General features: G+C 69.4%; 22 protein-coding genes. 14 read left to right on the plus strand and 8 right to left on the minus strand.

Annotated elements, in window-relative coordinates; genetic code table 11:
• The first annotated feature begins 65 nt into the window (after positions 1–65).
• From ACFWZ1_RS13105 to ACFWZ1_RS13120, 4 genes are all read left to right on the plus strand, one after another.
• Positions 66–1,940 (plus strand): 3'-5' exonuclease, encoded by a 1,875-nt coding sequence (locus ACFWZ1_RS13105; protein ID WP_439666730.1) that lies wholly within the window; start codon positions 66–68, stop codon positions 1,938–1,940.
• Between the two features lie 142 nt (positions 1,941–2,082).
• Positions 2,083–3,573: a S10 family peptidase gene (locus tag ACFWZ1_RS13110; RefSeq protein ID WP_439666731.1), complete on the plus strand. Its 1,491-nt coding sequence runs from the start codon at positions 2,083–2,085 to the stop codon at positions 3,571–3,573.
• Positions 3,574–3,632: 59 nt separating this feature from the next.
• Positions 3,633–4,712 carry an aromatic ring-hydroxylating oxygenase subunit alpha gene (locus ACFWZ1_RS13115; protein ID WP_439666732.1) on the plus strand — a complete coding sequence of 360 codons (1,080 nt, stop codon included), beginning with the start codon at positions 3,633–3,635 and terminating at the stop codon, positions 4,710–4,712.
• On the plus strand, positions 4,709–6,007 hold the full coding sequence (locus ACFWZ1_RS13120; RefSeq protein ID WP_439666733.1) for an amino acid permease: 1,299 nt from the start codon (positions 4,709–4,711) through the stop codon (positions 6,005–6,007). Before ACFWZ1_RS13115 ends, ACFWZ1_RS13120 begins: the two co-directional genes overlap by 4 nt.
• Before the next feature lie 6 nt (positions 6,008–6,013).
• Here ACFWZ1_RS13120 and ACFWZ1_RS13125 read toward each other — a convergent pair whose 3' ends face one another.
• On the minus strand, positions 6,014–6,904 hold the full coding sequence (locus ACFWZ1_RS13125) for a LysR substrate-binding domain-containing protein (RefSeq protein ID WP_439666734.1): 891 nt from the start codon (positions 6,902–6,904) through the stop codon (positions 6,014–6,016).
• A gap of 95 nt (positions 6,905–6,999) precedes the next feature.
• On the opposite strand from ACFWZ1_RS13125, the gene ACFWZ1_RS13130 reads away from it, so the two are divergent.
• The 3 genes from ACFWZ1_RS13130 (at position 7,000) to ACFWZ1_RS13140 (ending at position 9,392) form a co-directional block, all read left to right on the plus strand.
• Positions 7,000–7,590 (plus strand): LysE family translocator, encoded by a 591-nt coding sequence (locus tag ACFWZ1_RS13130; RefSeq protein ID WP_439666735.1) that lies wholly within the window; start codon positions 7,000–7,002, stop codon positions 7,588–7,590.
• A gap of 18 nt (positions 7,591–7,608) precedes the next feature.
• Positions 7,609–8,214 carry an NADPH-dependent FMN reductase gene (locus tag ACFWZ1_RS13135; RefSeq protein WP_439666736.1) on the plus strand — a complete coding sequence of 202 codons (606 nt, stop codon included), beginning with the start codon at positions 7,609–7,611 and terminating at the stop codon, positions 8,212–8,214.
• Between the two features lie 89 nt (positions 8,215–8,303).
• The gene (locus ACFWZ1_RS13140) at positions 8,304–9,392 is read left to right on the plus strand and encodes an acyltransferase family protein (protein ID WP_439666737.1); all 1,089 of its coding nucleotides are present in this window, start codon (positions 8,304–8,306) and stop codon (positions 9,390–9,392) included.
• On the opposite strand, the gene ACFWZ1_RS13145 is transcribed toward ACFWZ1_RS13140, so the two are convergent.
• From ACFWZ1_RS13145 to chrA, 3 genes are all read right to left on the minus strand, one after another.
• The gene (locus tag ACFWZ1_RS13145; RefSeq protein WP_231321178.1) at positions 9,364–9,861 is read right to left on the minus strand and encodes an acyl-CoA thioesterase; all 498 of its coding nucleotides are present in this window, start codon (positions 9,859–9,861) and stop codon (positions 9,364–9,366) included. The genes ACFWZ1_RS13140 and ACFWZ1_RS13145 overlap by 29 nt on opposite strands.
• A gap of 32 nt (positions 9,862–9,893) precedes the next feature.
• Entirely contained in the window at positions 9,894–10,388 is a 495-nt protein-coding gene (locus ACFWZ1_RS13150) for a GNAT family N-acetyltransferase (RefSeq protein ID WP_231321179.1), read from the minus strand.
• Positions 10,389–10,449: 61 nt separating this feature from the next.
• On the minus strand, positions 10,450–11,841 hold the full coding sequence (gene chrA, locus ACFWZ1_RS13155) for a chromate efflux transporter (RefSeq protein ID WP_231321180.1): 1,392 nt from the start codon (positions 11,839–11,841) through the stop codon (positions 10,450–10,452).
• A gap of 117 nt (positions 11,842–11,958) precedes the next feature.
• Between chrA and ACFWZ1_RS13160 the strand changes: the two genes are divergently transcribed.
• Positions 11,959–12,990, plus strand: coding sequence for a YncE family protein (locus ACFWZ1_RS13160; RefSeq protein ID WP_439666738.1), 1,032 nt, complete (start codon positions 11,959–11,961; stop codon positions 12,988–12,990).
• A 3-nt stretch (positions 12,991–12,993) separates the two neighbouring features.
• On the opposite strand, the gene rlmKL is transcribed toward ACFWZ1_RS13160, so the two are convergent.
• On the minus strand, positions 12,994–15,183 hold the full coding sequence (gene rlmKL, locus ACFWZ1_RS13165) for a bifunctional 23S rRNA (guanine(2069)-N(7))-methyltransferase RlmK/23S rRNA (guanine(2445)-N(2))-methyltransferase RlmL (RefSeq protein ID WP_439666739.1): 2,190 nt from the start codon (positions 15,181–15,183) through the stop codon (positions 12,994–12,996).
• Positions 15,180–15,698 (minus strand): alpha/beta hydrolase, encoded by a 519-nt coding sequence (locus ACFWZ1_RS13170; protein ID WP_439666740.1) that lies wholly within the window; start codon positions 15,696–15,698, stop codon positions 15,180–15,182. The genes rlmKL and ACFWZ1_RS13170 overlap by 4 nt, the downstream gene beginning before the upstream one ends.
• A gap of 66 nt (positions 15,699–15,764) precedes the next feature.
• On the opposite strand from ACFWZ1_RS13170, the gene ACFWZ1_RS13175 reads away from it, so the two are divergent.
• The 4 genes from ACFWZ1_RS13175 (at position 15,765) to ACFWZ1_RS13190 (ending at position 18,873) form a co-directional block, all read left to right on the plus strand.
• Positions 15,765–16,319: an N-acetylmuramoyl-L-alanine amidase gene (locus tag ACFWZ1_RS13175; protein WP_439666741.1), complete on the plus strand. Its 555-nt coding sequence runs from the start codon at positions 15,765–15,767 to the stop codon at positions 16,317–16,319.
• Positions 16,320–16,795: 476 nt separating this feature from the next.
• Positions 16,796–17,662 (plus strand): acyl-CoA thioesterase II, encoded by an 867-nt coding sequence (tesB, locus tag ACFWZ1_RS13180; protein ID WP_231321188.1) that lies wholly within the window; start codon positions 16,796–16,798, stop codon positions 17,660–17,662.
• A 42-nt stretch (positions 17,663–17,704) separates the two neighbouring features.
• Positions 17,705–18,097 carry a hypothetical protein gene (locus ACFWZ1_RS13185; RefSeq protein WP_231321189.1) on the plus strand — a complete coding sequence of 131 codons (393 nt, stop codon included), beginning with the start codon at positions 17,705–17,707 and terminating at the stop codon, positions 18,095–18,097.
• A gap of 68 nt (positions 18,098–18,165) precedes the next feature.
• Positions 18,166–18,873 carry an arginyltransferase gene (locus ACFWZ1_RS13190; RefSeq protein ID WP_231321190.1) on the plus strand — a complete coding sequence of 236 codons (708 nt, stop codon included), beginning with the start codon at positions 18,166–18,168 and terminating at the stop codon, positions 18,871–18,873.
• A gap of 9 nt (positions 18,874–18,882) precedes the next feature.
• Here ACFWZ1_RS13190 and ACFWZ1_RS13195 read toward each other — a convergent pair whose 3' ends face one another.
• Both ACFWZ1_RS13195 and purT read right to left on the minus strand, forming a co-directional pair.
• On the minus strand, positions 18,883–20,418 hold the full coding sequence (locus ACFWZ1_RS13195) for an FMN-binding glutamate synthase family protein (RefSeq protein WP_439666742.1): 1,536 nt from the start codon (positions 20,416–20,418) through the stop codon (positions 18,883–18,885).
• A 103-nt stretch (positions 20,419–20,521) separates the two neighbouring features.
• The gene (gene purT / locus ACFWZ1_RS13200) at positions 20,522–21,703 is read right to left on the minus strand and encodes a formate-dependent phosphoribosylglycinamide formyltransferase (RefSeq protein ID WP_439666743.1); all 1,182 of its coding nucleotides are present in this window, start codon (positions 21,701–21,703) and stop codon (positions 20,522–20,524) included.
• Positions 21,704–21,814: 111 nt separating this feature from the next.
• Here purT and ACFWZ1_RS13205 point away from each other — a divergent pair, with 111 nt between their 5' ends.
• Both ACFWZ1_RS13205 and ACFWZ1_RS13210 read left to right on the plus strand, forming a co-directional pair.
• Positions 21,815–23,341 carry a transglutaminase-like domain-containing protein gene (locus ACFWZ1_RS13205; protein WP_439666744.1) on the plus strand — a complete coding sequence of 509 codons (1,527 nt, stop codon included), beginning with the start codon at positions 21,815–21,817 and terminating at the stop codon, positions 23,339–23,341.
• A gap of 61 nt (positions 23,342–23,402) precedes the next feature.
• Entirely contained in the window at positions 23,403–24,269 is an 867-nt protein-coding gene (locus ACFWZ1_RS13210) for an SPFH domain-containing protein (RefSeq protein ID WP_231321194.1), read from the plus strand.
• Positions 24,270–24,285 lie beyond the last annotated feature (16 nt).

Here is a 24,285-nt window from a genome sequence, read left to right on the forward strand (position 1 = left end):
ACTTTAGCGTTGACAGCGAGGCCGAGTCCGTTACTTTCCACGCAAAACGCCCAAACGGATGCCGGATGGCCACCCAGATCCCGACCCTCAACAGCTGCCTGCCCCGCATGACCGCGGGCGAAAAGCGCTTCGCCCAGCGGCTGGAACAGAAGCTGGAGGACGACTACCTGCTCTGGTACGACGTGCCGGTGGGCCTGAAGCAGCGCCGCCCCGACTTCGTGGTATTCCACCCGCGCCGGGGCCTGCTGGTGCTGGAGGTGAAGGACTGGAAGGCCGAGACGATCCAGCACGCGGACAGCACCCAGTTCACCCTGGTCACCGACCGCGGCCTGGTGAAGGAGAACCATCCGCTCCTGCAGGCGCGTGCGTACGCGCTGGAGATCGGCGTGGTGCTCGAGCGCGACCCCGCGCTGCGTTTCCCGGAAGGCCATCGCCATGCCGGCAAGATCATCATGCCGTGGGCCTGGGGCGTGGTGCTGGCCAACATCAGCCGCAAGCAGTTCGAGGATGGCGGGCTGGACGCGGTAATCCCGCCGCACCTGGCGATCTGCCGCGACGAGTTCTACGAATCGGTCGAGTCGGAGGACTTCCAGGAGCGGCTGTGGGCGATGTTCCCCTACGCCTTCCCGGTGGCCCTCACGCTGCCGCAGATCGACCGCGTGCGCTGGCACCTGTTTCCCGAACTGCGGGTGGAACCGGGCAGCGGGCAATTCGGCCTGTTCGGCCCGACCGAGGCGGCGGTGCGTCCGCTGCAGATTCCCGAGCTGGTCAAGGTAATGGACGCGCAGCAGGAACAGCTGGCGCGCTCGCTGGGCGACGAGCACCGGATCATCCACGGTGTGGCCGGCTCCGGAAAGACCATGATCCTGGGTTTCCGCGCCATGCAGCTGGCGCGCGCGATGAACCGGCCGATATTGATCCTCTGCTACAACAAGACGCTGGCCGCGCGGCTGGAGCAGCTGATCGGCGAGCGCGGCCTGGCCGACAAGGTGCAGGTCTACAACTTCCACAAGTGGTGCCACAAGATGCTCACGGCTTACCACGTGGAGCTGCCGCCGAAAGGCTCGGACGGCTTCTTCGAGCAGATGGTCGAGCGGGTGATCGCCGGCGTCGACAAGGGCCAGATCCCGCGCTTCCAGTACGGTGCGGTGCTCGTCGACGAAGGCCACGACTTCGAGCCGGACTGGTACAAGCTGATCGTGCAGATGATCGACCCGGCCACCAACTCGCTGCTGGTGCTCTACGACGACGCGCAGAACATCTATGGCAAGGCCGACCGTCGCAAGGTCAGCTGGAAGAGCCTCGGCGTGCAGGCACAGGGCCGGACCACCATCCTCAAGCTCAACTACCGCAACACGCTGGAAATCCTGGCCGTCGCGCGCGGCTTCGCCAACGAGCTGCTCGATGCCCGCGCCGACGACGACGATGGCGTGCCGCTGATTGCCCCCGAGAGCGCCGGCCGCCGCGGCGCGGTGCCGGAGCTGATCCGCGTGGAAACCGCACCGGCGCAGCTCACCGTGCTGATCGCCCAGCTGCGCGATGAACACGCGCACGGGCGGCCGTGGTCGGACATGGCGGTGATCTTCCGCAACCAGTGGGAGGGCGAGAAGCTCGCCGAGGCGCTGGCCCGCGAAGACATTCCCGGCCGGCTGGCCGAGGGCCGCGGCAAAGGCGCGCTGTTCGCCGTCGGCGACACGGTCAAGCTGGTGACCATGCATTCGAGCAAGGGCCTGGAGTTCCCGTTCGTGATCATCCCCGGCCTGGGCTCGCTGCCCAAGGAAGGCAAGGACGAGGCCGAGGAAGCGCGCCTGCTCTACGTGGCGATGACCCGCGCGACCGAGCGGCTGCTGTTGATCCACCACGACGATTCGGTCTTCAGCAAGCGCATCCGCGACGCGATCAACCAGGTGCAGGACCAATTGGTGGCGCTACCGGCCTGACCGGTTGCAGGAGCGCCTTGGGCACGACCGGAAGATGGTGGTCGCGCCCAACGGCGCTCCTACAGGGGCTCCCATGCCTTTGGGCACACTCCCGCCCAGCTGGCAGCCGCTAGGCTGGGGCTTTCGCCCCAGGGGAATCACCGTGCGCAAGACCCTCCAGGCCACCCTGCTGGCCGCCTCGCTGCTGGCCGGCTTTACCGTCCCTGCCTTCGCTGCCGACAAGCCTGCCGCCGACGCCAGCCACGACGACTTCCACCTGCCGCCCTTCCCCGCCGACGCGCACGTGCAGCAGACCGCGCAGATCGACGGGCGCGCGCTCAGGTACACCGTCACCGTCGGCTCGCTGCCGGTGCGCGACGAGAAGGGCAACACCGTGGCCGAGGTGGTCTACACCGCCTACACCATGGGCGGCGCCGACCGTCCGGTGACCTTCGCGCTCAACGGCGGCCCGGGCGCCTCGTCGGTGTACCTCAACCTTGGCGCGATCGGCCCCAAGCGCGTGGACTTCGGCGTCGAGGGCGACAACCCGTCCGATCCGGCCACCCTGCACGACAACCCCGGCAGCTGGTTGCCCTTCACCGACCTGGTGTTCATCGACCCGGTCGGCACCGGCTTCAGCCGTGCGCTGGTGGAGGACAAGAAGGCCACCGAGCTCTTCTACAGCACCGACAACGACATCAAGTACCTCTCGCGCATCGTCTACGACTGGCTGGTGAAGAACGGCCGCCTGCAGTCGCCCAAGTACCTGGTCGGCGAGAGCTACGGCGGCTTCCGCGGTCCGCGCATCACCGACTACCTGCAGACCCAGCTCGGCGTGGCGATGAAGGGCGTGGTGCTGGTCTCGCCCTACCTGGACCCGGCCGCCTCCAACGACGAGAACGTCTCGCCGCTGCCGTGGATGCTGACCCTGCCTTCGATCGCGGCGGCGCACCTGGAGCGCGAGCACAAATTCAGCCCCGAAGCGATGGCGCAGGTGATCGAGTACACCCGCGGCGAATACGCCACCGACCTGATGCGCGGCCGCTCCGATCCGCAGGCGACCGAGCGGGTGATCAGTAAGGTCACCGAGCTGACCGGCCTGGACCCGCTGTTCGTGCGCCGCTCCGGTGGGCGCCTGGAGACGCAGGCCTACCTGCGCGAGGTCTACCGCGCGCAGGGCAAGCTGGGCAGCCGCTACGACTCCAATGTCACCGCGTGGGATCCCTTCCCCTACGCGCCTCGCCAGCGCACCGGCGACCCGATCCTCAACGGCATCATCGCGCCGACCACCACAGCGATGGTCGACTTCGTCACCCGCACGGTGGGCTGGAAGTACTCCGGCCGCTACAACGCGCTCAGCTACGACGTGAACCGCCTGTGGCACGAGGACGATGACGCCATCGAGGGCTCGGTCTCGCAGCTGCGCGAATCCGTGGCCAACGATCCGGGCCTGCGCGTACTGATCGCGCACGGGTGGGACGATCTCTCCTGCCCGTTCATGGCCTCGGTGCTGATCGTCGACCAGATGCCGCCGATGGGCGACCCAACCCGCGTGCAGGTCAGGGAGTACCCCGGCGGCCACATGTTCTACGCCCGTCCGGACAGCCAGGCGGCGCTGCTGAAGGACGTCAAGGCGCTCTACGGCGCCCGCTGATTGATGTAGCTTGGGGTGCGCCAGACGAGCGCATCCCAACCACCATCGGTGCCCTGCCAATGACCGAGCTGCTCACGCCCGACCTCCTCGCCGCCCAGCCGCTCGATCACGCGTGCGCGCTTTCGGCGCGTTGCTACACCGATCCGCGCATGCCGGCGCTCGATGCCCGGTCCGTGTTCGCGAAGAGCTGGCAGCTGGTCTGCCACCAGTCGCAGCTGGCGGGCGTCGGCGACCACCTGGTCACCGCCATCGCCGGCCTGCCGATCGTCGTCGTGCGCAGCGACGAGACCACCCTCCGCGCCTTCCACAACGTGTGCCGCCATCGCGCCGGGCCGGTCGCCAGTTGCGATGGCAAGGGCGCGACCGCGTTGCGCTGCCGCTACCACGGCTGGACCTACGGCCTGGACGGGGTCCTGCGCGGTGCGCCGGAGATGGGTCGCACGCCCGACTTCGATCCCTCGACGATCCGGCTGCCCGAGGCACGCGTGCAGGTGTGGCAGGGCCTGGTCTTCGTCGCCACTGGCGAGGCGCCGCCGTTCGCCGAATTCGTCGAAGGCATCGATGAGCGCCTGGGCGAAGGCCGCTCGCTGGCCGGCTTCGAATTCCACCACCGCGCCAGCTGGGAAGTGGCCTGCAACTGGAAGGTGTACGTGGACAACTACCTGGAGGGCTACCACGTGCCGCACATCCATCCGGGCCTGAACAGCGTGCTGGACTACCGCAGCTACGTCACCGAGACCGCGGGGTGGTACTCCTACCAGTTCAGCCCGCTGGAAAGCGCCGACGAGCTCTACGGCAGTGGCGAGGCGCTGTACTACTTCCTCTATCCCAACACGATGCTCAACATCCTGCCCGGCCGGCTGCAGACCAACCGCGTGCTGCCGCTGGGCGTGGACCGCTGCCGCGTGGAATTCGACTTCTACTATGCCCCGGACACGAGCGACGAAGGCCGCGCCCGGCGCGAGCGCGACATCGCCTTCAGCGACGAGGTACAGGACGAGGACGTGACCATCTGCGAGGACGTGCAGCGCGGGCTGGCATCCGGCTCCTACGAAAGCGGTCGCCTCAATCCGCTGCGCGAGAACGCGGTCCACCATTTCCACGAACTGCTGCGCCGCGCCTACCGCGAGCACGCGTGAGCAACCCCTCCGCCGCGGCTTCACGACCGCTCGGCCAGCTGGCGCTGATCGCCCTGGTGGTCGGCAACATGATCGGCTCGGGCGTGTTCCTGCTGCCCGCGGCGCTGGCGCCGTACGGCGCGGCGAGCTTGCTGGGCTGGGCGCTGACGCTCGCCGGCGCGCTGCTGCTGGCACTGGTGTACGCCTGGCTGGCGCGCGCGATCCGCAACCACGGCGGCGCCTACGGCTATGCGCGACGTGCGTTCGGCGACGGCATCGGCTTCGTGGTCGCGTGGAGCTACTGGGTCTGCACCTGGAGCGCCAACGCGGCGATCGCGGTGGCCTTCGCCGGCAGCCTCGGCGCGCTGTGGCCGGCCGCCACCGCCACGCCGGCTCTCTCCGCAGGCTGCGCGCTGGGCGCGTTGTGGCTGTGCACCGGGGTGAACCTGGCCGGCGTGCGCGAGGCGGCGCGCATGCAGATGCTCACCACCCTGCTCAAGCTGGTCCCGCTGGTGCTGTTCGGTGTGGTCGGGCTGGGCTGGGTGCATGCCGGCGCCTATCGGCCGTTCAATCCGAGCGGCCTGCCGCTGCTGGGCGTCACCACCTCGGTGGCCGCACTCACGTTGTGGGCCATGCTCGGCTTCGAGGCGGCCACCGTGCCGACCGGCGTCGTGCGCGACCCGGAGCGCACGGTGCCGCGCGCCACCGTGATCGGCATGCTGGTCGCCGGGCTGGCCACGATGCTCGCCTGCACGGTGGTGATCGGACTGCTGCCGCCGGACGAACTGCGCCGCTCCGCCGCACCGATGGTCGCCGCGGCGGCGCGCGTGTGGGGACCGGCCGCGGGCCTCGCACTGGCCGCCGTGGCGACGATCTCCTGCTTCGGTGCGCTCAACGGCTGGGTCCTGCTGCAGGCGCAGACGCCAATGGCTGCGGCCCAGGATGGCCTGTTCCCGGCGCGCTTCGCCCGGCTCGACGCGCGCGGCACGCCGGCCTTTGGCCTGGTCGTGGGCAGCGGCCTTGCCAGCGCGCTGATCGTGGCCAACTACAGCCGCACGCTGGTCGCGCTGTTCACCTTCTCGATCCTGCTGTCCACCGCCACCACGCTGCTGCCCTACGTGGTGAGCGTGCTGGCATGGTGGCGGATCGAGCCCGCCGCACGGTGGTGGCGGCGGCTGGTCGCCGCTGGCGCGCTCGCCTATGCGCTGTGGGCGCTGGCCGGCACGGGCATCGAGTCGCTGATGTGGGCGGGCGTGCTGGTGGCGATGGGCCTGCCGGTGCTGCTGTGGCAGCGCCGGCGCTCGGCCATCCCGTAAGCGACGCTATGGCGTCGCGGCCTGCCAGCGCAGCCAGTCGATGACCGCCGCGACCGCGGGGCGCGGTCGCGTGCCGTCGGCGCGCACGATCCAGTAGGCGGCATCCAGCGGTATCTCCAGCGCACCAAACGGGCGCACCAGGGTCCCGGCCGCGAGTTCTTCGGCCACCAGGCGATGGCGCGCCAGCGCCACGCCCTGTCCCTGCTGCGCGGCGCGCAGTACCAGGTCCGAGGACGCATAGCGCGCGCCACCGTGCAGCGACAGCCGGGACGGCCCGTGCTCCCGACGCCACGATTCCCACGCCGCCTGCGGGTCGCGGTCGTGCAGCAGGCGCAATCCGGCCAGCTGGGCGGGCCGCGAGGGGCGGCCGTGGTCCTGCCAGTAGGCAGGGCTCATCACCGGGTACAGCGTGTCGCCCATCCAGGGCTCGCAGTGCAGCTCCGGCCAGGGGCCCTGCCCCATGCGCAACGCGACGTCCATGCGACCATCGGTGAAACCCTCCAGCTTCTGGTCGACCAGCACCGACAGCTCGATCTTCGGATGCGCCTTCTCGAACGCCGGCAACCGGGGAAGCAGCCAGCGGATCGCGAACGAGGGCGTGGTCGACAGCGCGACCGCATGCGCCGGGCGCGCCTCCCGCAACACCGCCACGGCACGTTCGATCTCGCCCAGGCCTGCGCATACGGCCCGCCCCAGCGCCTCGCCCTGCGGCGTGAACGCCAGTCCCGCGCGGCCTGCGCCGGCATGCAGCAGCGGCACGCCCAGCCAGCGGTCGAGCTCGCGCAGATGACGGCTCACCGACGAATGGGCCATGCCCAGCTCGCGCGCCGCGGCGCGCACGCCACGGTGCTGGTAGACCAGGGCGAAGGCGCGCAGGGCGTTGAGGGGCAGATCCATGGTCGGAATTCTAGACCATAGCCGGCACCCTTCCGACCAGCGAAAAGCGCCAGGCTATGGATGCTGCTCGATGGCAGCGACGCCACGGGAACGCCATGCACGACCTGTTCGCCTGCGCCGGCCTGCTGCTAGCCGCCGCGATCACGCCCGGACCGAACAACCTGGTCGTGCTGCACGAGGCCGGCCACGGCGGCGTGCGCGCGGCCGCCGGCGCGATCGGTGGCATCGTGCTCGGCGGACTGGCCCTGCTTGCCGTGGTCGCGACCGGTGCCGGGACACTGCTGTCGACGCACGCCACGCTGCGCGCGTCGCTCGCGGCGCTCGGGGCGGCCTACATGGCATGGCTTGGCGTGCGCCTGCTGGGGAGCACGTCCGGTCGCGCATCGGCCGACGCGATGACGCTGCCGACAAGCGCGCTCGGCCTGTTCGGTTTCCAGTTCCTCAACCCCAAGGGCTGGGCGATGGTGACAACGGTCGTCGCCGCCCGGCCCGCCGCCGATGCGGCCGGTTATCTGCCGCTCGTCGTGCTTTTCACCGCCATCCCGCTGGCCTGCCTGCTGTTGTGGAGCTTCGCTGGCCGACGGCTGGCCGTGCACCTGGCGCGTCCGCGTTCGCGGCGGCGCATCGATGCCGCCATGGGCGTGCTGCTGCTTGCCAGCGCGGCGTTGCTGCTCATCGACCTTTGACTCCTGGAGAGAACGTCCATGACCCACCGATCCCTTCGACTTCTCGGCCTCGCCGGCAGCCTGCGCCGCGCTTCGTGGAACCGCCGCCTGCTGCAGTCCGCCGCCGCGCTGGCACCGACCGGCGCCACGATGGAGGTCTACGACGCATTGGGCCGCGTGCCGCTGTTCGACGAAGACCTGGAACGCGCTTCTCCGGACGGCCTGCCCGGCGTACGCGCGCTGCGCGAGGCGATCGCCGCGGCCGACGGTCTGGTGATCGCCACGCCGGAGTACAACCACGCGCTGCCCGGCGTGCTGAAGAACGCACTGGACTGGCTCTCGCGCGAAGACGCGACCCTGGCCGATCTCCCGGTCGCCGTGCTCGGCGCCAGCAGCGGCCCGTGGGGAACGCGGCTGGCACAGGCCTCGCTGCGCCAGGTCCTGCATACCTGCGGTGCGCTGGTGATGCCCTCGCCCACGCTGTTCATCGCCCACGCGGCGGAACGCTTCGATGCACACGGCGTGCTCGCCGATGAGGCGACGCGTGCGGCGTTGCAACGATTCATGGGTGCTTTCGCCGGCTGGGTCCATCGCGTCGCGCCACCCAGCGTGGAAGCGGGCGCCGTGGAAGCGGGCGCTGCGTGAGCCGGCAACGCAACGTACGGTGAACGGCGGGCGCGCAGAAGGGGCGACGGGGACGTCTCGTGAACAAAGCCGTTGCTAGCCTGCGAGGGATGTATGGATCTGCCCGCGCCATCGACAACGTTCCCGCCAGCGCATCGCCCGTCCGGCCGGTGCGCGATGCCTGGAAGGACAACGCCCGCCTGGCCCTGATCACGCTGGTGGTATTCGGCCACAGCCTGGAGCCGTTGCGCGGCGTCGCCTCGATCGATGCGCTGTACCGCTTCCTCTACCTGTTCCACATGCCGGCATTCGCTTTTCTGTCCGGTGCCGTGGCGCGGACGGAAGTCGACGTGAAGCTGCTCAAGCGGATCACGTTCCAGCTGCTGCTCCCTTACCTGCTGTTCCAGGCGCTGTATGCGCTGGCCGCGCAGGCACCCGGCTGGTCCGATGCCGGGCCCAAGGGCGTGACCACGCCGTACTGGCTGCTCTGGTATCTGCCGAGCCTGGCGGCCTGGCGCCTGCTGCTGCCGTTGTTCGTGCGCCTGCGCCATCCGCTCCTGCTGGCCTGCCTGTTCGCGCTGATGGCCGGTTGGGCGGACGACGTGGGGTACCGCATGTCGCTCTCGCGCACGGCCTCGTTTTTCCCGTTCTTCCTGATCGGACACGTGTACGCGCCGGCATGGCGCGAGCGCCTGCGCGGTCCGCTGGTGTGCGCACTGGCGCTCGCCATGCTGCTCGCACTGGGCTGGGCGGCCAGCGCCGTGCCGGATCCGCGCTGGCTCTATGGCAGCAACGGCTACGCCGCGCTTGGCGTGGACGACGCCGCCGGCACGCTGTGGCGCATGCTGCGGCTGGGCGCGGGCGTCGCCGGCAGCGCCGCCTTCCTTGCGCTGGTCCCGCGCCGCGAATTCGACGCCACGGCGGTGGGCGGGCGCAGCCTGCAGGCGTATCTCGCCCACGGCTTCATCGTGAAATTCGCGGCGGCCGCAGGGCTGTTCGCCTGGCTGGAGGGCAGCGAGCCGCCGCTGGTCAACGCGCTGGTCTTGCTGCTGGTCGCCTGGTTGCTGGTGCGCCTGCTGGCCAGCGCGCCGGCCGTCCGCCTGCTGAGTCCGCTGACCAGCCCGCAATGGCTGGAGCGATTCCTGTGGCGGGTGCCGGCCGCCGAGGAACTCAAGTCACCGGTGCGGCCGCGGGCCTGAGCACGGCGACCTGCTGCTCCATCGTCTTGGACAGTTCCATCAGCCGGCGCGCGTAGTCCTGCAGGCGCCGGTCCTCGTCCGTCTGCGGCTCCCAGCGCGGCACCGGCGTGGGCTTGCCGTCGGGGCTGTCCAGCGCAACGAACACCATCACGCAACTGGTTGCCAGGCGCTGCTCGCCCTTGCGCAGGTCCTGCGCCAGCACGTCCACCGCCAGGTGCATGCTGCTGGTACCGGTGTGGATCAACCGCGCGCGCACCGTCACCAGATCTCCGATCAGGATCGGCGCGATGAACTGGATGCCGCTGACCGACACGGTCACGCAGTACGCGCCGCTCCAGCCCACCGCGCAGGCGTAGCCGGCCTGGTCGATCCATTTCATCGCCATGCCGCCATGCACCTTGCCGCCGAAGTTGACGTCGGTGGGCTGGGCGAGGAAGCGGAAAGTGACTTCGTTCTGCTGGCCGGGCATGGCGTTCCTGTGGTGTCGGTGGCAGCGGTCGATTATGCCCGCCTCGACTCGCCGGCGAGTTCCAGCACCATCGGCGTGGTGCGGACACCGGCGGGCGAGAAGCCTTCCGGTCCGGTCGCGACGAAGCCCAGGTGTTCGTACACCGGCACCGCGACGCGCGTGGCATTGAGCGTGAAGCGGCGCGTGCCGGCGCGGCGCACGGCGTCGGCCATCGCCCGCCGCCAGAGCCGGGTGGCGATCCCGCGGCCCTGGTAACGGGTGCCGACGAAGAATTGCACCAGGTGGCAGTCGTCGCGCATCCCGGCGATACCGACCAGTACGTCGTCCAGCCAGGCCAGGTGGAAGCGCTGGCCATCCCGCATGCGCTCGCGCAACGAGCGCGTGCCCAGCCGCGCCAGCAATGCCTGGCCGGCCTCGTGCGACTGGTCGGGCAGGATCCACCGGCGGGCCACGCGTCGCGCCAGCGCGCTGATGGCGGGCGCATCGTCGGGACACCCCAGGCGCAGGTACAGGGCTGGATCAGGCATGCGCAATCCTGTCATCGATGGGCGGCAGTTTGCTCGGTCGGTCGACGGAACGCCACGGCGGCTAGAGCGCTCCGGCAAGCCATCGCCAGAGCAGCGCGACCACGCCGCTTCCCAGCAACACCCTTCCCATGCCCACCTTGAAGCGGAGCATGGCAAGCATCGCGGCGGCGGCAATCAGCGCCGATGGCCACTGCAGCGTGGACCAGTCGGGGTGTTCCAGCCGCAACCAGCCGTAGTGGCGCTCGTCCACGCGACCGAACACGGTATGCACGGTGAACCACACCGACAGATTCAACACCACGCCCACCACCGCGGCTGTCACCGCCGACAGTGCCGCATGCAGCGCGCGATTGCTGCGCAACGCCTCGATGTAGGGTGCCCCAAGGAAGATCCACAGGAAGCACGGCGCAAAGGTCACCCAGGTGGTGAGCACCGATCCGGCCACGCCGGCGGCCAGCGGCGACAGGCCGGCCTGGTGGTAGTAGGCGCCGAGGAAGGCGACGAACTGCACCACCATGATCAGCGGGCCGGGCGTCGTTTCGGCCAAGGCCAGGCCATCGAGCATCTGCCCTGGCGTGATCCAGTGGAAGCCGACCACGGCACGCTGCGCGATGTAGGCCAGCACCGCGTAGGCGCCACCGAATGTGACCACCGCGGTCTGGCTGAAGAACAACCCCTCGCGCGCCAGTACGCTCTGGCGCCCGAACGCGGCAATCGCCGCAAGCACGGGTATCCACCAGATCGCCAGCCAGGCCACCAACACCCGCCATGCCCGTCGCGCCGAGGGTCGCGTATGCGTCAGCCGCCCCTGGCCCAGCAGGCGGTCGATGAGGAAGTCGGACGATGCATCGGCCGCGGACGACGCCGGTGCCGGGAAGTCTCGCGGCGCCCACCAGCGCCCCAGCAGGCCACACAGGCCCGCACCGAGCACGATCAGCGGGAACGGCACGCGGAAGAAGTAGATCGCCACGAAGGCGAGCGCAGCGATCGCGACCATGACGCGGTTCTTAAGCGCCTTGCGGCCGATCCGGATGACCGCCTCGACCACGACCGCCAGCACGGCGGCCTTCAATCCGAGGAAGACGGCCAGGACCAGCGGGACCTGGCCGTACAGCGCGTAGACGATGCTCAGCGCCAGGATCGTGACGAAACCCGGCAGCACGAACAGCACGCCAGCGACCAGTCCGCCGGCGGTCCGGTGCAGCATCCAGGCGATGTAGATCGCCAGCTGCGTCGCCTCCGGCCCGGGCAGCAACATGCAGTAGTTGAGGGCGTGCAGGAAGCGCGCATCGCTGATCCAGCGGCGCGTGTCCACCAGTTCCCGGTGCATCAGGGCGATCTGGCCCGCCGGCCCGCCGAAGCTGAGCAGGCCGATCTTCGCCCACACGCGGGTGGCTTCGCGCAACGAAACCGGCGAAAGGTCTTCGGCTTCCGTGTGAGCCCGCTCGTTCATTTCACCATGCCGCTGGCCTGCTTTCGAGACGCCGTTTGCCTGCCCCCGAAAGGTGCACGACGGCAGTGTTATAAGCGCCGCATCCTACGCCTGTGTGAAGTCCGGAGAACGCGAGCCATGACGCCTGGAAGCCTTCGGTGCCGGCCCATCGTCGCCGGACTGGTGACCGTACTGCTGGCCGTCACCTCGAACGCCGGCGGGCAAGCGACACCGCCCTTGCCGCTCACCACGGTCGCCGATGTACCGCTGACCGGCCGCGCCACGCGTTGGGACTACGCCAGCCTGGACCCGGTGCGCCACCGTCTGTTCCTGGCCCACCTGGGCGACGGCGTGGTCACCGCGTTCGATACGCGGGGCAACCGGGTGGTCGCCGACGTATCCGGCGTCAGCAGCGTGCATGGCGTGCTGGCGATTCCCGAGCTGAATCGCGTCTACGCCTCGGCCACCGGCACGGACGAGGTGGTGGCGATCGATGCCACGAGCCTGAAGGTCATCGCCCGGATGCCCACGAGCGACTATCCCGACGGCATGGCCTACGCACCGGGTGCGCACAAGCTCTACGTCTCCAACGAGCACGGCGGCAGCGACACGGTGATCGACGTACGCGGCAACCGGCGGATCGCCACCATCCCGCTCGGCGGCGAGGTAGGCAACACGCAGTACGATCCGGTTTCCGGGCACGTCTTCGCCAACGTGCAGACGCGTCGCGTGCTGGCCGAAATCGATCCGGCCACCGACAAGGTCGTCGCGCGCATTCCGTTGCCCGGCGCCGAAGGCAACCACGGCCTCCTCATCGACGCTCCCGCGCGGCTCGCCTTCATCGCGTGCGAGGACAACGCAAGGCTGCTGGTGCTCGACCTGCGCAACCGTCGCGTGGTCGCTTCTTTCGCGGTGGGCGAAAGACCCGACGTGCTCGCCTTCGACCCGGGGCCAGGCTGGCTCTACGTGGCCAGCGAGTCGGGCGAGTTGGCGCTGTTCGAAGTGAAGGGTCGCGCCGTACGTGCATCGGGACGGGGCATGCTGGGCCCGAACGCGCACGTGGTCGCGGTGGACCCTGCCACGCACCGGGCCTATTTCCCGCTGAATGACTTGAAGGGCAGGCCCGTGTTGCGGATCACCGAACCGGCGTCCGCCGCCCCGCGCAAGTAAACCTCAACGGCGGTTGTGGAGGTGCCGCAGGCTGTCCTCCCACGGCGAGGCCTGCGCGTGCAGGCGCAGCAGCCAGCAGCCATGGATGTCGGCGCGGCGGGCGAAGTCGAACGGAATGCTCGGGGCGCTCCAGTCCTCGATGGTGAAGCGCTCCTCCAGCGCTGCCACGTCGAGCTTGAAGCGGCGGAAGTTGTTGGAGAACACCACCACGCCGTCGCTCGCCAGCCGGTCGGCGCAGGCCAGCAGCAGCGCCGCGTGGTCGCGCTGCACGTCGAAGTCCTCGGCGCGCTTGGAGTTGGAGAAGGTCGGTGGGTCGACGTAGATCAGCCCGTAATGGCCGCGATCCTGGCGCAGGAAGCTCGTGGCGTCGGCCTGCACCAGCCGGTGCGCCGCGCCGGTGAAACCGTTGAGCGCCAGGTTGCGCGAGGCCCATTCCAGGTAGGTGCCGGAGAGGTCCACGCTGGTGGTGTCGCGCGCGCCGCCGGCGGCGGCGTACACGCTGGCCGTGGCGGTGTAGGCGAACAGGTTGAGGAAGCGTTTGTCGCGCGAGAGCTCGCGCAGCTTCGCGCGTACCAGCCGGTGGTCGAGGAACAGGCCGGTGTCGAGGTAGTCGGTGAGGTTGACCAGGAAGCGCAGGCCGCCCTCCTCCACCTCATGGAACTCGCCGCGCTGGTCGAAGCGGCCGTACTTGGCGCCGCCCTTGCCGCGCTCGCGCGTCTTCAGCGCGATGCGCTCGCGCGGCACGCCAAGCACTTCGCCGGCCACGCGCACGATCTCGCGCAGGCGCGTGCGCGCCACCTCGACCGGCACGTCGGCGGGCGCGCGGTACTCCTGGACGTGCAGCCAGGGCTCCTCGCCCGCGCGGCCGTAGACGTCGATCGCCGCGGCGTACTCGGGCAGGTCCTGGTCGTAGGCGCGCCAACAGAAGATGCCCTCGCGCGCCAGCCGCTTGCGCTGGTGGCGCACGGTCTTCTCCAGGCGGTTCTTCAGCATCTCCGCGCCGGGCGAGAGTGGCTTGCGCTCGCGTGGCGCGGTCTCCTTCGCGGACAGGTCGAAGGTGAGCAGCACCGTTTCCAGCGCGCCGTTGTAGAGCGCATAGCGCTTGTCCGCGTGCAGGCCCAGCGCGCGGCCGAGTTCGGCGTCGCCCGCCAGCACCGCGCCGCGCCACCCGGTGAAGCGCGCGCGCAGCGCATCGCCCAGCGCGCGGTAGAGCTGCGGCATCTGCGCCCGGTCGCCCAAGCGCTCGCCGTAGGGCGGGTTGGTGATGACCAGGCCGCGCTCCTGCCCCGGGGGCGGCGCGGCGTGCGCGACGTCGTGCTTCTCCAGCGTGAGGAAGCCGGCCACCCCGGCTTCCTGCGCGTTGCGCTTGGCGGTCTGCACCATGCGCGGGTCGGCGTCGGAACCGAAGAAGGTTGCGCGCAGGTTGCGCAGGCCCGCCTCGGCGCGCTGCCGTGCCTCCTCCAGCAGGCCGCGCCACAGCGCGATGTCATGCTGCTTCCAGCCGAGGAAGCCGAAATACTCGCGACGCAGGCCCGGCGCCGAGTCCGCGGCCATCAATGCGCCTTCGATCAGCAGCGTGCCGGAGCCGCACATGGGGTCGAGCAGTGCCCCGCCTTGGGCGTATACCTCGGGCCAGCGCGCGCGCAGCAGCATCGCGGCGGCGAGGTTTTCCTTCAGCGGCGCCTCGCCCTGCTGTTCGCGCCAGCCGCGGCGGTGCAGCGGCGTGCCCGCCAGGTCGAGCGAGAGCGTCACGCGGTCGCGCTTGAGGCGCAGGTTCAGGCGGACATCCGGCTCCTCCGTATCCACACCCGGGCGCGCGCCCTCGCGCTGGCGGAACTGGTCGACCACGGCGTCCTTCGCGCGCTGGGCGATGAACTGGCTGTGCGTGAGCTTGCTCAGCGCGGTGTGCGCATCGACCGCCAGCGTGCCGTGCGGCGCGAGGTGCGCCGACCAGTCGATCGATTGCACGCCCGCGTAGAGCGCCTCGTCGTCCGCCGCATCGAACTCGGCCAGCGGCAGCAGGATGCGGCTGGCCAGTCGCGACCACAGGCAGGCGCGGTAGGCGGTTTCCAGCGTGCCGGTGAAGCGCACGCCGGCAAGCGATTCGTGCGCCTCGGCGGCGCCCAGTGCGAGCAGCTCGTCGCGCAGCAGGTATTCGAGGCCCTTGGGGCAGGTGGCGAAGAAGTTGCTCATGCCAGTGTGTCCAGAAAGAGGGCGAACTGGCGTTCGATCGCCGGCAGGCTGCTGCCCAGTCGATGGTCGTCGTCGAGCACCAGCAGCGGCAGCTGGCGGCGGGCGGCAAAGCTGTAGACGCCATCCAGCGGACAGACCTCGTCGCGCCAGCCGTGGATCAGCAGGGTCGGCACGTCCTGGCGGACATCCAGCGCGGTCTCGACACCCGGGATCGCTTCCGGCGTGGCAAGCAGGAAAAGGCCTGCGACCGGATGCTCCAGCGAGGCCACCGCCGAGACGAACGCACCCATGCTGGAACCGACCAGGATAGGCGGGGCCTTGCAGTCCGCGATCGCGGCATTCAGGCGCGCCAGCCGCGGCGCCACCGAGCCGGCGTGTCCGCGCGCGTCGTCCTCGCGATAGTCCGGCCGCTGCGTGCGCCAGTCGCGCGCCTCGGCGAGCGCCGCAAGGGCGCTGACCTTGGTGGCTTCCGGGCTGGAGTCGGAGCCGTGCGAAAGAAGGATCGTGCCGCGCATCGCTCGGAACTCCGGACCGCCGTGGGACCGGGCATGATAGCCGGTGCCGTGCGAGACTTCCCTCACATGCCCGCGATCACCGACCAGCCACTGCCCTACGTCGACTCCCTGCCCGAACGTCCCGCCGAGGCGGTGACGCTCGTGGTGATCCACTGCACCGAGCTGCCGGACCTGCTCACCGCGCGCGAGTACGGCGAGAAGGTGCTGTACGAGAGCGGCGCCGGCAACAGCGGGCATTACTACATCGACCGCGACGGCACGATCCTGCGCTACGTGCCCGGCACGCGCATCGCGCACCACGTGCGGGGGCGCAATGCGGATTCGATCGGCATCGAGCTGGTCAACCGCGGCCGTTATCCGGACTGGTTCCTGGCTGGGAACCAGTCGATGAGCGAGCCCTATCCCGAAGGGCAGATCGAAGCGCTGCGCGGTCTGCTCGCGCAGCTGCGGCGGGAGTTTCCCAACCTGCGCGGCATCGCCGGGCACGAGGACCTGGACACCGCGCGCGTGCCGGCCAGTGACGACCCGGCGGTGATGGTTCCGCGCAAGCTCGATCCAGGCCCGTTGTTCCCGTGGGACGCGATCGTTCCCTCCTGCGGGCTGGAGCGGATCAGGGCCTGAGCGAGCTGTCCCGCGAGCCCCGCCCCTCACCCCACCCATCTCCCCGCGGGGGAGGAGCTACTTCAGCGCACGCCCCCGCCTTCCGCTCCGGCCTTCCGCTTTGCGTAGCTTCATCTGAAAAGTGCGCGCAGGAAGCGCGCTGCTCTACCGGGGTCCCCTATGGCGCGGCGGGCGGGTGGCGGATCAGCCCGAAGGGTGGCCGGCAGGAGGCCGGCCAGTTTTTCGTCGGGGCAGGAAGCCCCGTCGAAAAACCCCGACACCCGCACGCGCACCCGAAGGGCGCGCCATCGGGGTGCCCTTCTCTTTGGTTACTTTCTCTTGGGCAAGCAAGAGAAAGTGACTCGGGCGCCGACAGGCGTCCGAAAGCTCTTGCTCTCAAGCCACGAGGCAACCCCCGCCCCCAACCCCAGCCTCTCCCCGGAGGGGAGAGGGAGCACAGCTATAATCCACATCCCTCCACGCACCTCGGACACCCCATGCGGGAAGAACACGTCAAGGAACTGGTCGACCTGCTCCAGCTCGAGCGACTGGAAGACAACCTGTTCCGCGGCCAGAGCCGCGACATCGGTACGCGCTTCGTGTTCGGCGGCCAGGTGCTCGGCCAGGCGCTGGCAGCCGCGCAGCAGACGGTGGATCCGAAGCGCGAGGCGCACTCGCTGCACGCCTACTTCCTGCGTGCCGGCGACATCGACGCGCCGATCGTCTATTCGGTGGAACGCGCGCGCGACGGCGGCAGTTTCTCGGCGCGTCGCGTGGTGGCGATCCAGCATGGCCAGCCGATCCTCAACGGCGCGATCTCCTTCCAGGTACCGGAACAGGGCTTCGAGCACCAGAGCGCCATGCCCGAAGTGCCCTCGCCCGAGGATCTCGAACCGATGCGCCACCTGCCGCCGGACGAGTTGTCCAAGCTGCCGGTGAAGCTGCAGCGCTGGCTCGGCATCGATGGCCCGTTCGAGTTCCGCCAGGTTTGGCCGCGCGACGAATTGCACCCGGCCAAGCGCCCGCCGATCCAGCACATCTGGTTCCGCCTGACCGCGCCGATCGGCGACTCGGCCATCCTGCACCGCGCCCTGCTCGCCTACGCCTCGGACTTCCACCTGATCGGCACCGCCACGCTGCCGCACGGCATTTCCTACCTCACCCACAACGTGCAGATGGCCAGCCTCGACCATGCGCTGTGGTTCCATCGGCCGTTCCGCGTCGACGAATGGTTGCTGTATTCCTTCGACAGCCCCACCGCGCAGGGCGGCCGCGGCCTGGCACGTGGACAGATCTACAGCCGCGACGGCCGGCTGGTCGCTTCCACCGCGCAGGAAGGCCTGATCCGCCTGCGCAACGGCTAGCCTTTCCCACAGGGAAGCCCGGCGAACGGCTAGACTCCATCCATGCGTCCGCTCTATACCTCTCCCCGCCAGGAAAACATCGACCGCGTGGTCGCGCTGCTGGCCGAACACGGCATCGAAACGACCGTCACCGGGCGGTCGAACTGGAATCGCCCGAGCTACCAGCGCTTCAGCTATGCCCAGCGCAACGAAAGCCGCGAGAGTTGGCCGCAGGTGTGGGTCAACCGCGCCGACGACTACACCCAGGCGCGCACGCTGATGCGCGGGCTGGGCATCGAGCCGATGGTACGCCACGGCGAGGAGCTGGCCGCGGCGCGCAATCCGACACCGGAGTCGCGCCGTTCGGGCGTGGCCACGCGCGTGCGCCGCATCGTGCTGCTGGCGCTGGCGGCGGCCTTCATCGTGCTGATGCTGCGCTACATGGGCAAGATCTAGCGCCCGATCAAGGCGGTCTTCTCGGAATATTTGCAACCGCCCGCGCGCTCGGTCATAGAATCGGGCTCATGCGCTCCGAACGCGTCCGCCTGTTCCAGACCCTGCCGCATGCCTGCGGCTACTACGCCGAGCGCACGGCGCAGAACCTGGTGATCGACCCGGCCGCGCCACGGCTGGACCAGCTCTACGGTCCCGCGCTGGAGCGTGGCTTCCGCCGCGCGGGCGGCCATCTCTACTACCCCAACTGCCCGCAGTGCCGCGCCTGCACGCCCTGCCGCATCGATGTGGAGCATTTCGTGCCCGACCGCGGGCAGCGGCGATGCCTCAAGCGCAACGCGGATCTCACGGTGGTCGAATGCATGGCCGGCTACAACGCCGAGCGCCACGCGCTGTACGAGCGCTACCTGCGCACCCGCCACGCCGGCGGCGGCATGGACGAGGCCGACGCCAGCGACTTCCGCCGCTTCCTGACCGCGCCGTGGAGCCCCACGCTGTTCCTGGAGTTCCGCCTCGACGCGCGGCTGCTTGCGGTGGCCGTCACCGACGTGTGCGCCAACGGACTGTCCGCGGTCTACACCTTCTTCGACCCCGACGAGAGCGCGCGCAGCCTGGGCACCTACGCCATCCTGCAACAGGTGCAGCTGGCCCGGCGCCGCGGCCTGCCGTGGCTGTACCTGGGTTTCTGGATCGAAGGCCACGAGAAGATGGATTACAAGCGGCGCTTCCATCCGCTGCAGGTGCGAACGCGCGAGGGCTGGGCCCCGCTGGCGTCATAGGTCCGGGCTTCAGATTGAAGGGCGTGGCTCGACCCGTCGCGTCGAGCCGACGTCCGGATAGGGGAACAGCTTGATCAGCGGCACCGAGAGGCCGTCGTCCCCCACCACGCGGCAGTGCGTGCGATCGAGCTGGCGCGGATCGTCGACCCCGCAGCTGTGGGCGATGATGCCGACCTCGTACATCAGGTTGCGCGCGTAGTGGTACACCTTCTCGCTCTTGTCGGTGACGACCAGGCCGCGCTGCAGCTTCGGGTTCTGCGTGGTGATGCCGGTCGGGCAGGTGTTGCGGTTGCACTGCAGTGACTGGATGCAGCCGAGCGCGAGCATGAAGCCGCGCGCCGAATTGACGAAATCCGCGCCCATCGACAGCGCCCAGGCGACGTCGTAGGCGGTGATGCGCTTGCCCGAGCAGATCACCTTGATGCGTTCGCGCAGGCCCTTGGCGATCAGCGTGTCGATGAGCGTCGGCAACGCCTCGTGCAACGGCAGGCCCATGCCCTCCATCAACGTCTGCGGCGCCGCGCCGGTGCCGCCTTCGGATCCATCGACGATGATGAAGTCGGGTGCGCTCTCGATCCCGCGCCTCCACACCTCGTCGCACAGCTCCTCGATCCACGCCGGGTCGCCAAGCACCGCCTTGAAGCCGGTCGGCTTGCCACCGACTTCGCGCACGTGTGCGATGGCGTCGAGCAGCTGCGGCACGTTGGCGATGTCCAGGTGGCGGTTGGGGCTCTGCGAATCCACGCCAATCGGGATGCCGCGGATCGCCGCGATCTCCGCCGTCACCTTGATGCCCGGCAACAGGCCGCCCATGCCGGGCTTGGCGCCCTGGCCGAGCTTGATGCTGACCATCTTCACCTGCTTGTGTGCGCAGATCGCGCGCAGGCGCTCGTCGTCGAGCTGGCCGTCGGCGGTGCGCACGCCGTACTTGGCGGTGCCTATCTCGAACACCAGGTCGCAGCCGCCTTCCAGGTGGTAGGGCGCCAGCCCGCCCTCGCCGGTATCCAGCCAGATGCCGGCCTTGGCTGCGCCATGCGAGAGCGCGCGCACGGCCGGCGCCGACAGCGCGCCGTAGCTCATCGCCGAGATGTTGAAGAAGGCTGCATGATCGTAGGGCTCGCGCGCGTACGGGCCGATCCGCACGGGTTTGGGATCGACATGGTGGCCTTCCAGCCGCGGGAATGGCGCGTTGACGAAGAACGGCACGCCCTCGGCGGAAAGATCGCGCGTGGTGCCGAAGCCGATGGTGGTATCGGCGTTCTTGGCTGCGCGGTAGACCCACACGCGCTGGGCGCGGTTGAACGGCAGCTCCTCGCGATCGCTGGCGAACAGGTACTGGCGGAAGAACTCGCCCAGGCGCAGGAATCCGTAGCGGAAATGCCCGATGACCGGGAAGTTGCGCAGCACCGCGTTGCCGGTCTGGTAGCGGTCGGCAATCCATACGGCCAGCACGAGCATTACCGCCAGCGCGAGCATCAGCACGAAGAATGCCGCCAATGTTTCGACCAGCACGATCAGCCAGTGCGCGAAGCCGTCCGATGCCATATTTGCTCTCCTTCCGGTGAAGCCACGAGCCTAGCCCATCGCGCGGACAAGCTCCCTCTCACCTGAGGGGCGAGGGAGCTTCATCAGGCGAGTATGCGGATTCTCAAAGCTCTACCTTCAGGCACCCCGCCGCCCGCACCGCCTTGGCACGCGCCGCCTCCACATCGACGTCCCGCGCCAGCGTCACCGCCATCCGCCGGCGACCCTTCACCTCCGGCTTGCCGAAGATGCGCAACTGCGTGTCGGGCTCGGCCAGCGCGTCGGCCACGCCGTGGTAGCGCGGATGACGGCCTTCGCCCTCGACCAGCACCGCGCACGAGGCCGATGGCCCCCACTGGCGGATCACCGGGATCGGCAGGCCGAGGATGGCCCGCGCGTGCAGCGCGAATTCCGAAAGTTCCTGCGACACCAGCGTCACCAGTCCGGTGTCGTGCGGACGCGGGCTGACCTCGGAGAAGATCACGCTGTCGCCCCGGACAAAGAACTCCATGCCGAACACGCCCCAACCGCCCAGCGCCTGGGTGATCGCCGCGGCCTGGCGCTGCGCCTGGGCCAGCGCCGCTTCGCTCATCGGCTGCGGCTGCCACGACTCGCGGTAGTCGCCGTGTTCCTGGCGGTGGCCGATCGGCTGGCAGAAGCTGGTGCCATCGCGGTGGCGCACGGTGAGCAGGGTGATCTCGTAATCGAAGTCGACGAAACCCTCGACGATCACCCGCCCCTGCCCCGCGCGCCCGCCGGACTGTGCATAGTCCCAGGCCCCGTCGAGCTCGCCGGCATCGCGCACCGTGCTTTGTCCCTTGCCCGAGGAACTCATCACCGGCTTGATGACGAACGGGTAGCCGATCGCCTCGGCTGCCGCGCGGTACTCCGCCTGCGTGTCGCAGAAGCGATAGGGCGAGGTGGGCACGCCCAGCTCCTCGGCGGCGAGGCGCCGGATGCCTTCGCGATCCATCGTGAGCCACGCGGCGCGTGCGGTCGGGATCACGCGCAACCCCTCTTTCTCCAGTTCGACCAGCGTCGGCGTGTGGATGGCCTCGATCTCGGGCACGACCAGGTCCGGCTTCTCGCGCGCTATCAGCGCGCGCAACGCGGCGCCGTCGAGCATGTCGATCACATGGCTGCGGTGCGCCACGTGCATGGCCGGTGCGTCCGGGTAGCGGTCGACCGCGATCACCTCCACGCCGAAACGCTGCAACTCGATCGCCACCTCCTTGCCCAGCTCGCCCGAGCCGAGCAGCAGGACGCGCACGGCGTGGTCGGAAAGCGGCGTGCCGAAAGGCTTCATGGAAAGCTCCCTGGAAGAATGGGGCGCATTGTAGGGCTACGCTGCAGTGCGCATTGACGCCGGCCCCGCCAACCGTTCCACTGGGCTCGTCATCCGTCCCCGGGGTTGACCATGCGACGCGTCCTGCTCAGCTTGGTGCCTGCGATCTGGCTGGGCATCTTGGGTGCCGCGCAAGCGGCCGTGCCGGTCCAGACCGATTGGATGACCGTGCTGCTCGGCGGGCGCAAGGTCGGGCATGTGCAGATCGACCGCGAGCGCCAGGGCGACATCCTCACCACCACGCAGACGCTGTCGCTGGACCTGAGCCGCTCGGGCAAGCCCATGCACCTGGGCAACATGAGCCAGAGCGTCGAGGGCCCGGAAGGTGAGCCGCTCGGCTTCGCGGCGCGCACGCGGATGTCCTCGATGGACAGCACGGTCGATGCCATGCCGGACGTTGCCGGTCGCTATCGAGTCACCACCACGGTGGGTGGGCAGACACGCACGATGCTGATGGACTGGCCCGGCGACGCCCTGCTCGCCGAGGGGCAACGCCTCGCGACCCTCGCCGCCGGACGCACGCCGGGCACCAGTTACCAGCTGCACGAGTTCGATCCGTCCAGCCAGCAGGTCGTCCACGTGCGGGTGGATGTGCTTGGCGACGAAACCGTGACCTTGCCAGGCGGCGCCATGCGCCTGAGCCATCAGCGCCAGGTCCTCTCGCTGGCGCACGGACGCCAGACCCTGGACCTGTGGGTCGACGACCGCGGGATTGCCCGCAAGGGTTTGATGAGCCTGCTCGGCCAGCCGCTGGAAATGCTCGCCTGCGACCGCGCCTGCGCGCTGGCCCCGAACCAGCCGGTGGACATGCTGCGCGCGGCCACGATCGATTCGCCGCGCTGGTTGCCGAGCTATGTGCGCGCGGTGCCGATGCGCTACCGCATCCGCATCAGCGGCAACATCGGGCAGCCCTTCATCACTACCGACGAACAGCAGGTCACGCCACTGGGCGGTACCGACTGGATGCTGGACGTGGGCAACTCCCACGTCGGCCGACAGGCGCCGCCCCGGCCGACCGACACACAGCCCAACGCCTGGCTGCAATCCGACGCACCGGCGATCCGCCGGCTGGCCGTAGAGGCGGTGGGCGGTGCGCACGACGACCTGCAGCGCATGCGCCGGCTGCGGGAGTTCGTGAGCCGTTACATCACCGGCCACGGCCTGGACGTCGGCTATGCCTCCGCGCTGGAAGTAGTGAACAGCCGCGCGGGCGACTGCACCGAATATGCGGTGCTGCTGGCGGCGATGGCGCGCGCGCAGGGCATCCCGGCGCGGGTGGTGACCGGCATGGTGTACGCCGACCGCTTTGCCGGCGCCTCGCAGCTGTTCATTCCGCACGAATGGGTCCAAGCCTGGGTGCACGGCCGCTGGCAGAGCTTCGACGCCGCACTGCGGCATTTCGACAGCACGCACCTGGCGCTGGCCAGCGGCGACGGCGACCCCTGGCACTTCGCCGCCACCACCCAGCTGTTCGGCAACCTGCACATCCGCCAGGCCGAGCCCGGGGCCGACCTGAGCCTGCCGGCCGGCGGCGGTCAGGCGGCGCCCGCCGGCCACCCGGGAGGCAACACCGGGAGCGATGGCAGCACTGGCCACTGACGACACTTGCATGGTGATATGTTTTTGATATCTACTTCCCGCAACTGAGGGAGGTAGCGTCATGAACGAACGCAAGGGTTTTTCGATCGCCGGCATCCCCTTCATCGGGGTCTGCCTGGTGCTGGCGGCCATTGGCGTCCTGCTGCTGGTGAGCACCGATGGAGCGCAGCCGGCGCCGCACGTGGTCCCGGGCATGTTGCTGCTGGCGTTTACCGGGTTTCTGCTCAAGGGGTTTTTCCAGGTCGCGCCCAACGAGGCCCAGGTGATGCAGCTGTTCGGCCGCTACGCCGGCAGCGTGCGCGAGGAGGGCCTGCGCTGGACCAACCCGTTCTATGCCAAGCGCCGGCTGTCGCTGCGCGTGCGCAATTTCGAAAGCGGGAAGCTCAAGGTCAACGACAACGACGGCAATCCGATCGAGATCGCCGCGGTGGTCGTGTGGCAGGTCGTCGACACTGCAGAGGCCGTGTTTCGCGTCGAGGACTACGAGAATTTCGTGCACATCCAGAGCGAATCGGCGCTGCGCCAGATGGCGCAGAGCTATCCCTACGACGCGCACGATGACGGCGAACCGTCGCTGCGCAGCCATGGCGAGGTGATCAACAACCACCTGCGCGACGAGATCCAGGCGCGGCTGGAACAGGCCGGCGTGCAGGTGATCGAGGCGCGCATCAGCCACCTGGCCTATGCGCAGGAAATCGCCCAGGCCATGCTGCAGCGCCAGCAGGCCGGCGCGATCATCGCTGCACGCACGCGGATCGTCGAAGGCGCGGTGAGCATGGTCGAAATGGCGCTCGACCAGTTGAGCCGCCGCGGCGTGGTCGAACTGGACGAAGAGCGCAAGGCGGCCATGGTCAGCAACCTGCTGGTGGTGCTGTGCGGCGAGCGCGGCACGCAGGCGGTGGTCAACACCGGCACCCTCTACGGCTGAAGGAGGCAACGTGATG

It is taken from the genome of Frateuria sp. GZRe14, from assembly GCF_051900395.1.
Lineage (GTDB): Bacteria > Pseudomonadota > Gammaproteobacteria > Xanthomonadales > Rhodanobacteraceae > Frateuria_A > Frateuria_A edaphi.

Coding starts and splice junctions, on each gene's coding strand:
- ACFWZ1_RS13105 (WP_439666730.1), top strand. CDS start 66: ATGGCCACCCAGATCCCGACCCTCAACAGCTGCCTGCCCCGCATGACC.
- ACFWZ1_RS13115 (WP_439666732.1), top strand. CDS start 3,633: ATGACCGAGCTGCTCACGCCCGACCTCCTCGCCGCCCAGCCGCTCGAT.
- ACFWZ1_RS13125 (WP_439666734.1), bottom strand. CDS start 6,904: ATGGATCTGCCCCTCAACGCCCTGCGCGCCTTCGCCCTGGTCTACCAG.
- ACFWZ1_RS13130 (WP_439666735.1), top strand. CDS start 7,000: ATGCACGACCTGTTCGCCTGCGCCGGCCTGCTGCTAGCCGCCGCGATC.
- ACFWZ1_RS13135 (WP_439666736.1), top strand. CDS start 7,609: ATGACCCACCGATCCCTTCGACTTCTCGGCCTCGCCGGCAGCCTGCGC.
- ACFWZ1_RS13140 (WP_439666737.1), top strand. CDS start 8,304: ATGTATGGATCTGCCCGCGCCATCGACAACGTTCCCGCCAGCGCATCG.
- ACFWZ1_RS13145 (WP_231321178.1), bottom strand. CDS start 9,861: ATGCCCGGCCAGCAGAACGAAGTCACTTTCCGCTTCCTCGCCCAGCCC.
- ACFWZ1_RS13150 (WP_231321179.1), bottom strand. CDS start 10,388: ATGCCTGATCCAGCCCTGTACCTGCGCCTGGGGTGTCCCGACGATGCG.
- chrA (WP_231321180.1), bottom strand. CDS start 11,841: ATGAACGAGCGGGCTCACACGGAAGCCGAAGACCTTTCGCCGGTTTCG.
- ACFWZ1_RS13160 (WP_439666738.1), top strand. CDS start 11,959: ATGACGCCTGGAAGCCTTCGGTGCCGGCCCATCGTCGCCGGACTGGTG.
- rlmKL (WP_439666739.1), bottom strand. CDS start 15,183: ATGAGCAACTTCTTCGCCACCTGCCCCAAGGGCCTCGAATACCTGCTG.
- ACFWZ1_RS13170 (WP_439666740.1), bottom strand. CDS start 15,698: ATGCGCGGCACGATCCTTCTTTCGCACGGCTCCGACTCCAGCCCGGAA.
- ACFWZ1_RS13175 (WP_439666741.1), top strand. CDS start 15,765: ATGCCCGCGATCACCGACCAGCCACTGCCCTACGTCGACTCCCTGCCC.
- tesB (WP_231321188.1), top strand. CDS start 16,796: ATGCGGGAAGAACACGTCAAGGAACTGGTCGACCTGCTCCAGCTCGAG.
- ACFWZ1_RS13185 (WP_231321189.1), top strand. CDS start 17,705: ATGCGTCCGCTCTATACCTCTCCCCGCCAGGAAAACATCGACCGCGTG.
- ACFWZ1_RS13190 (WP_231321190.1), top strand. CDS start 18,166: ATGCGCTCCGAACGCGTCCGCCTGTTCCAGACCCTGCCGCATGCCTGC.
- ACFWZ1_RS13195 (WP_439666742.1), bottom strand. CDS start 20,418: ATGGCATCGGACGGCTTCGCGCACTGGCTGATCGTGCTGGTCGAAACA.
- purT (WP_439666743.1), bottom strand. CDS start 21,703: ATGAAGCCTTTCGGCACGCCGCTTTCCGACCACGCCGTGCGCGTCCTG.
- ACFWZ1_RS13205 (WP_439666744.1), top strand. CDS start 21,815: ATGCGACGCGTCCTGCTCAGCTTGGTGCCTGCGATCTGGCTGGGCATC.
- ACFWZ1_RS13210 (WP_231321194.1), top strand. CDS start 23,403: ATGAACGAACGCAAGGGTTTTTCGATCGCCGGCATCCCCTTCATCGGG.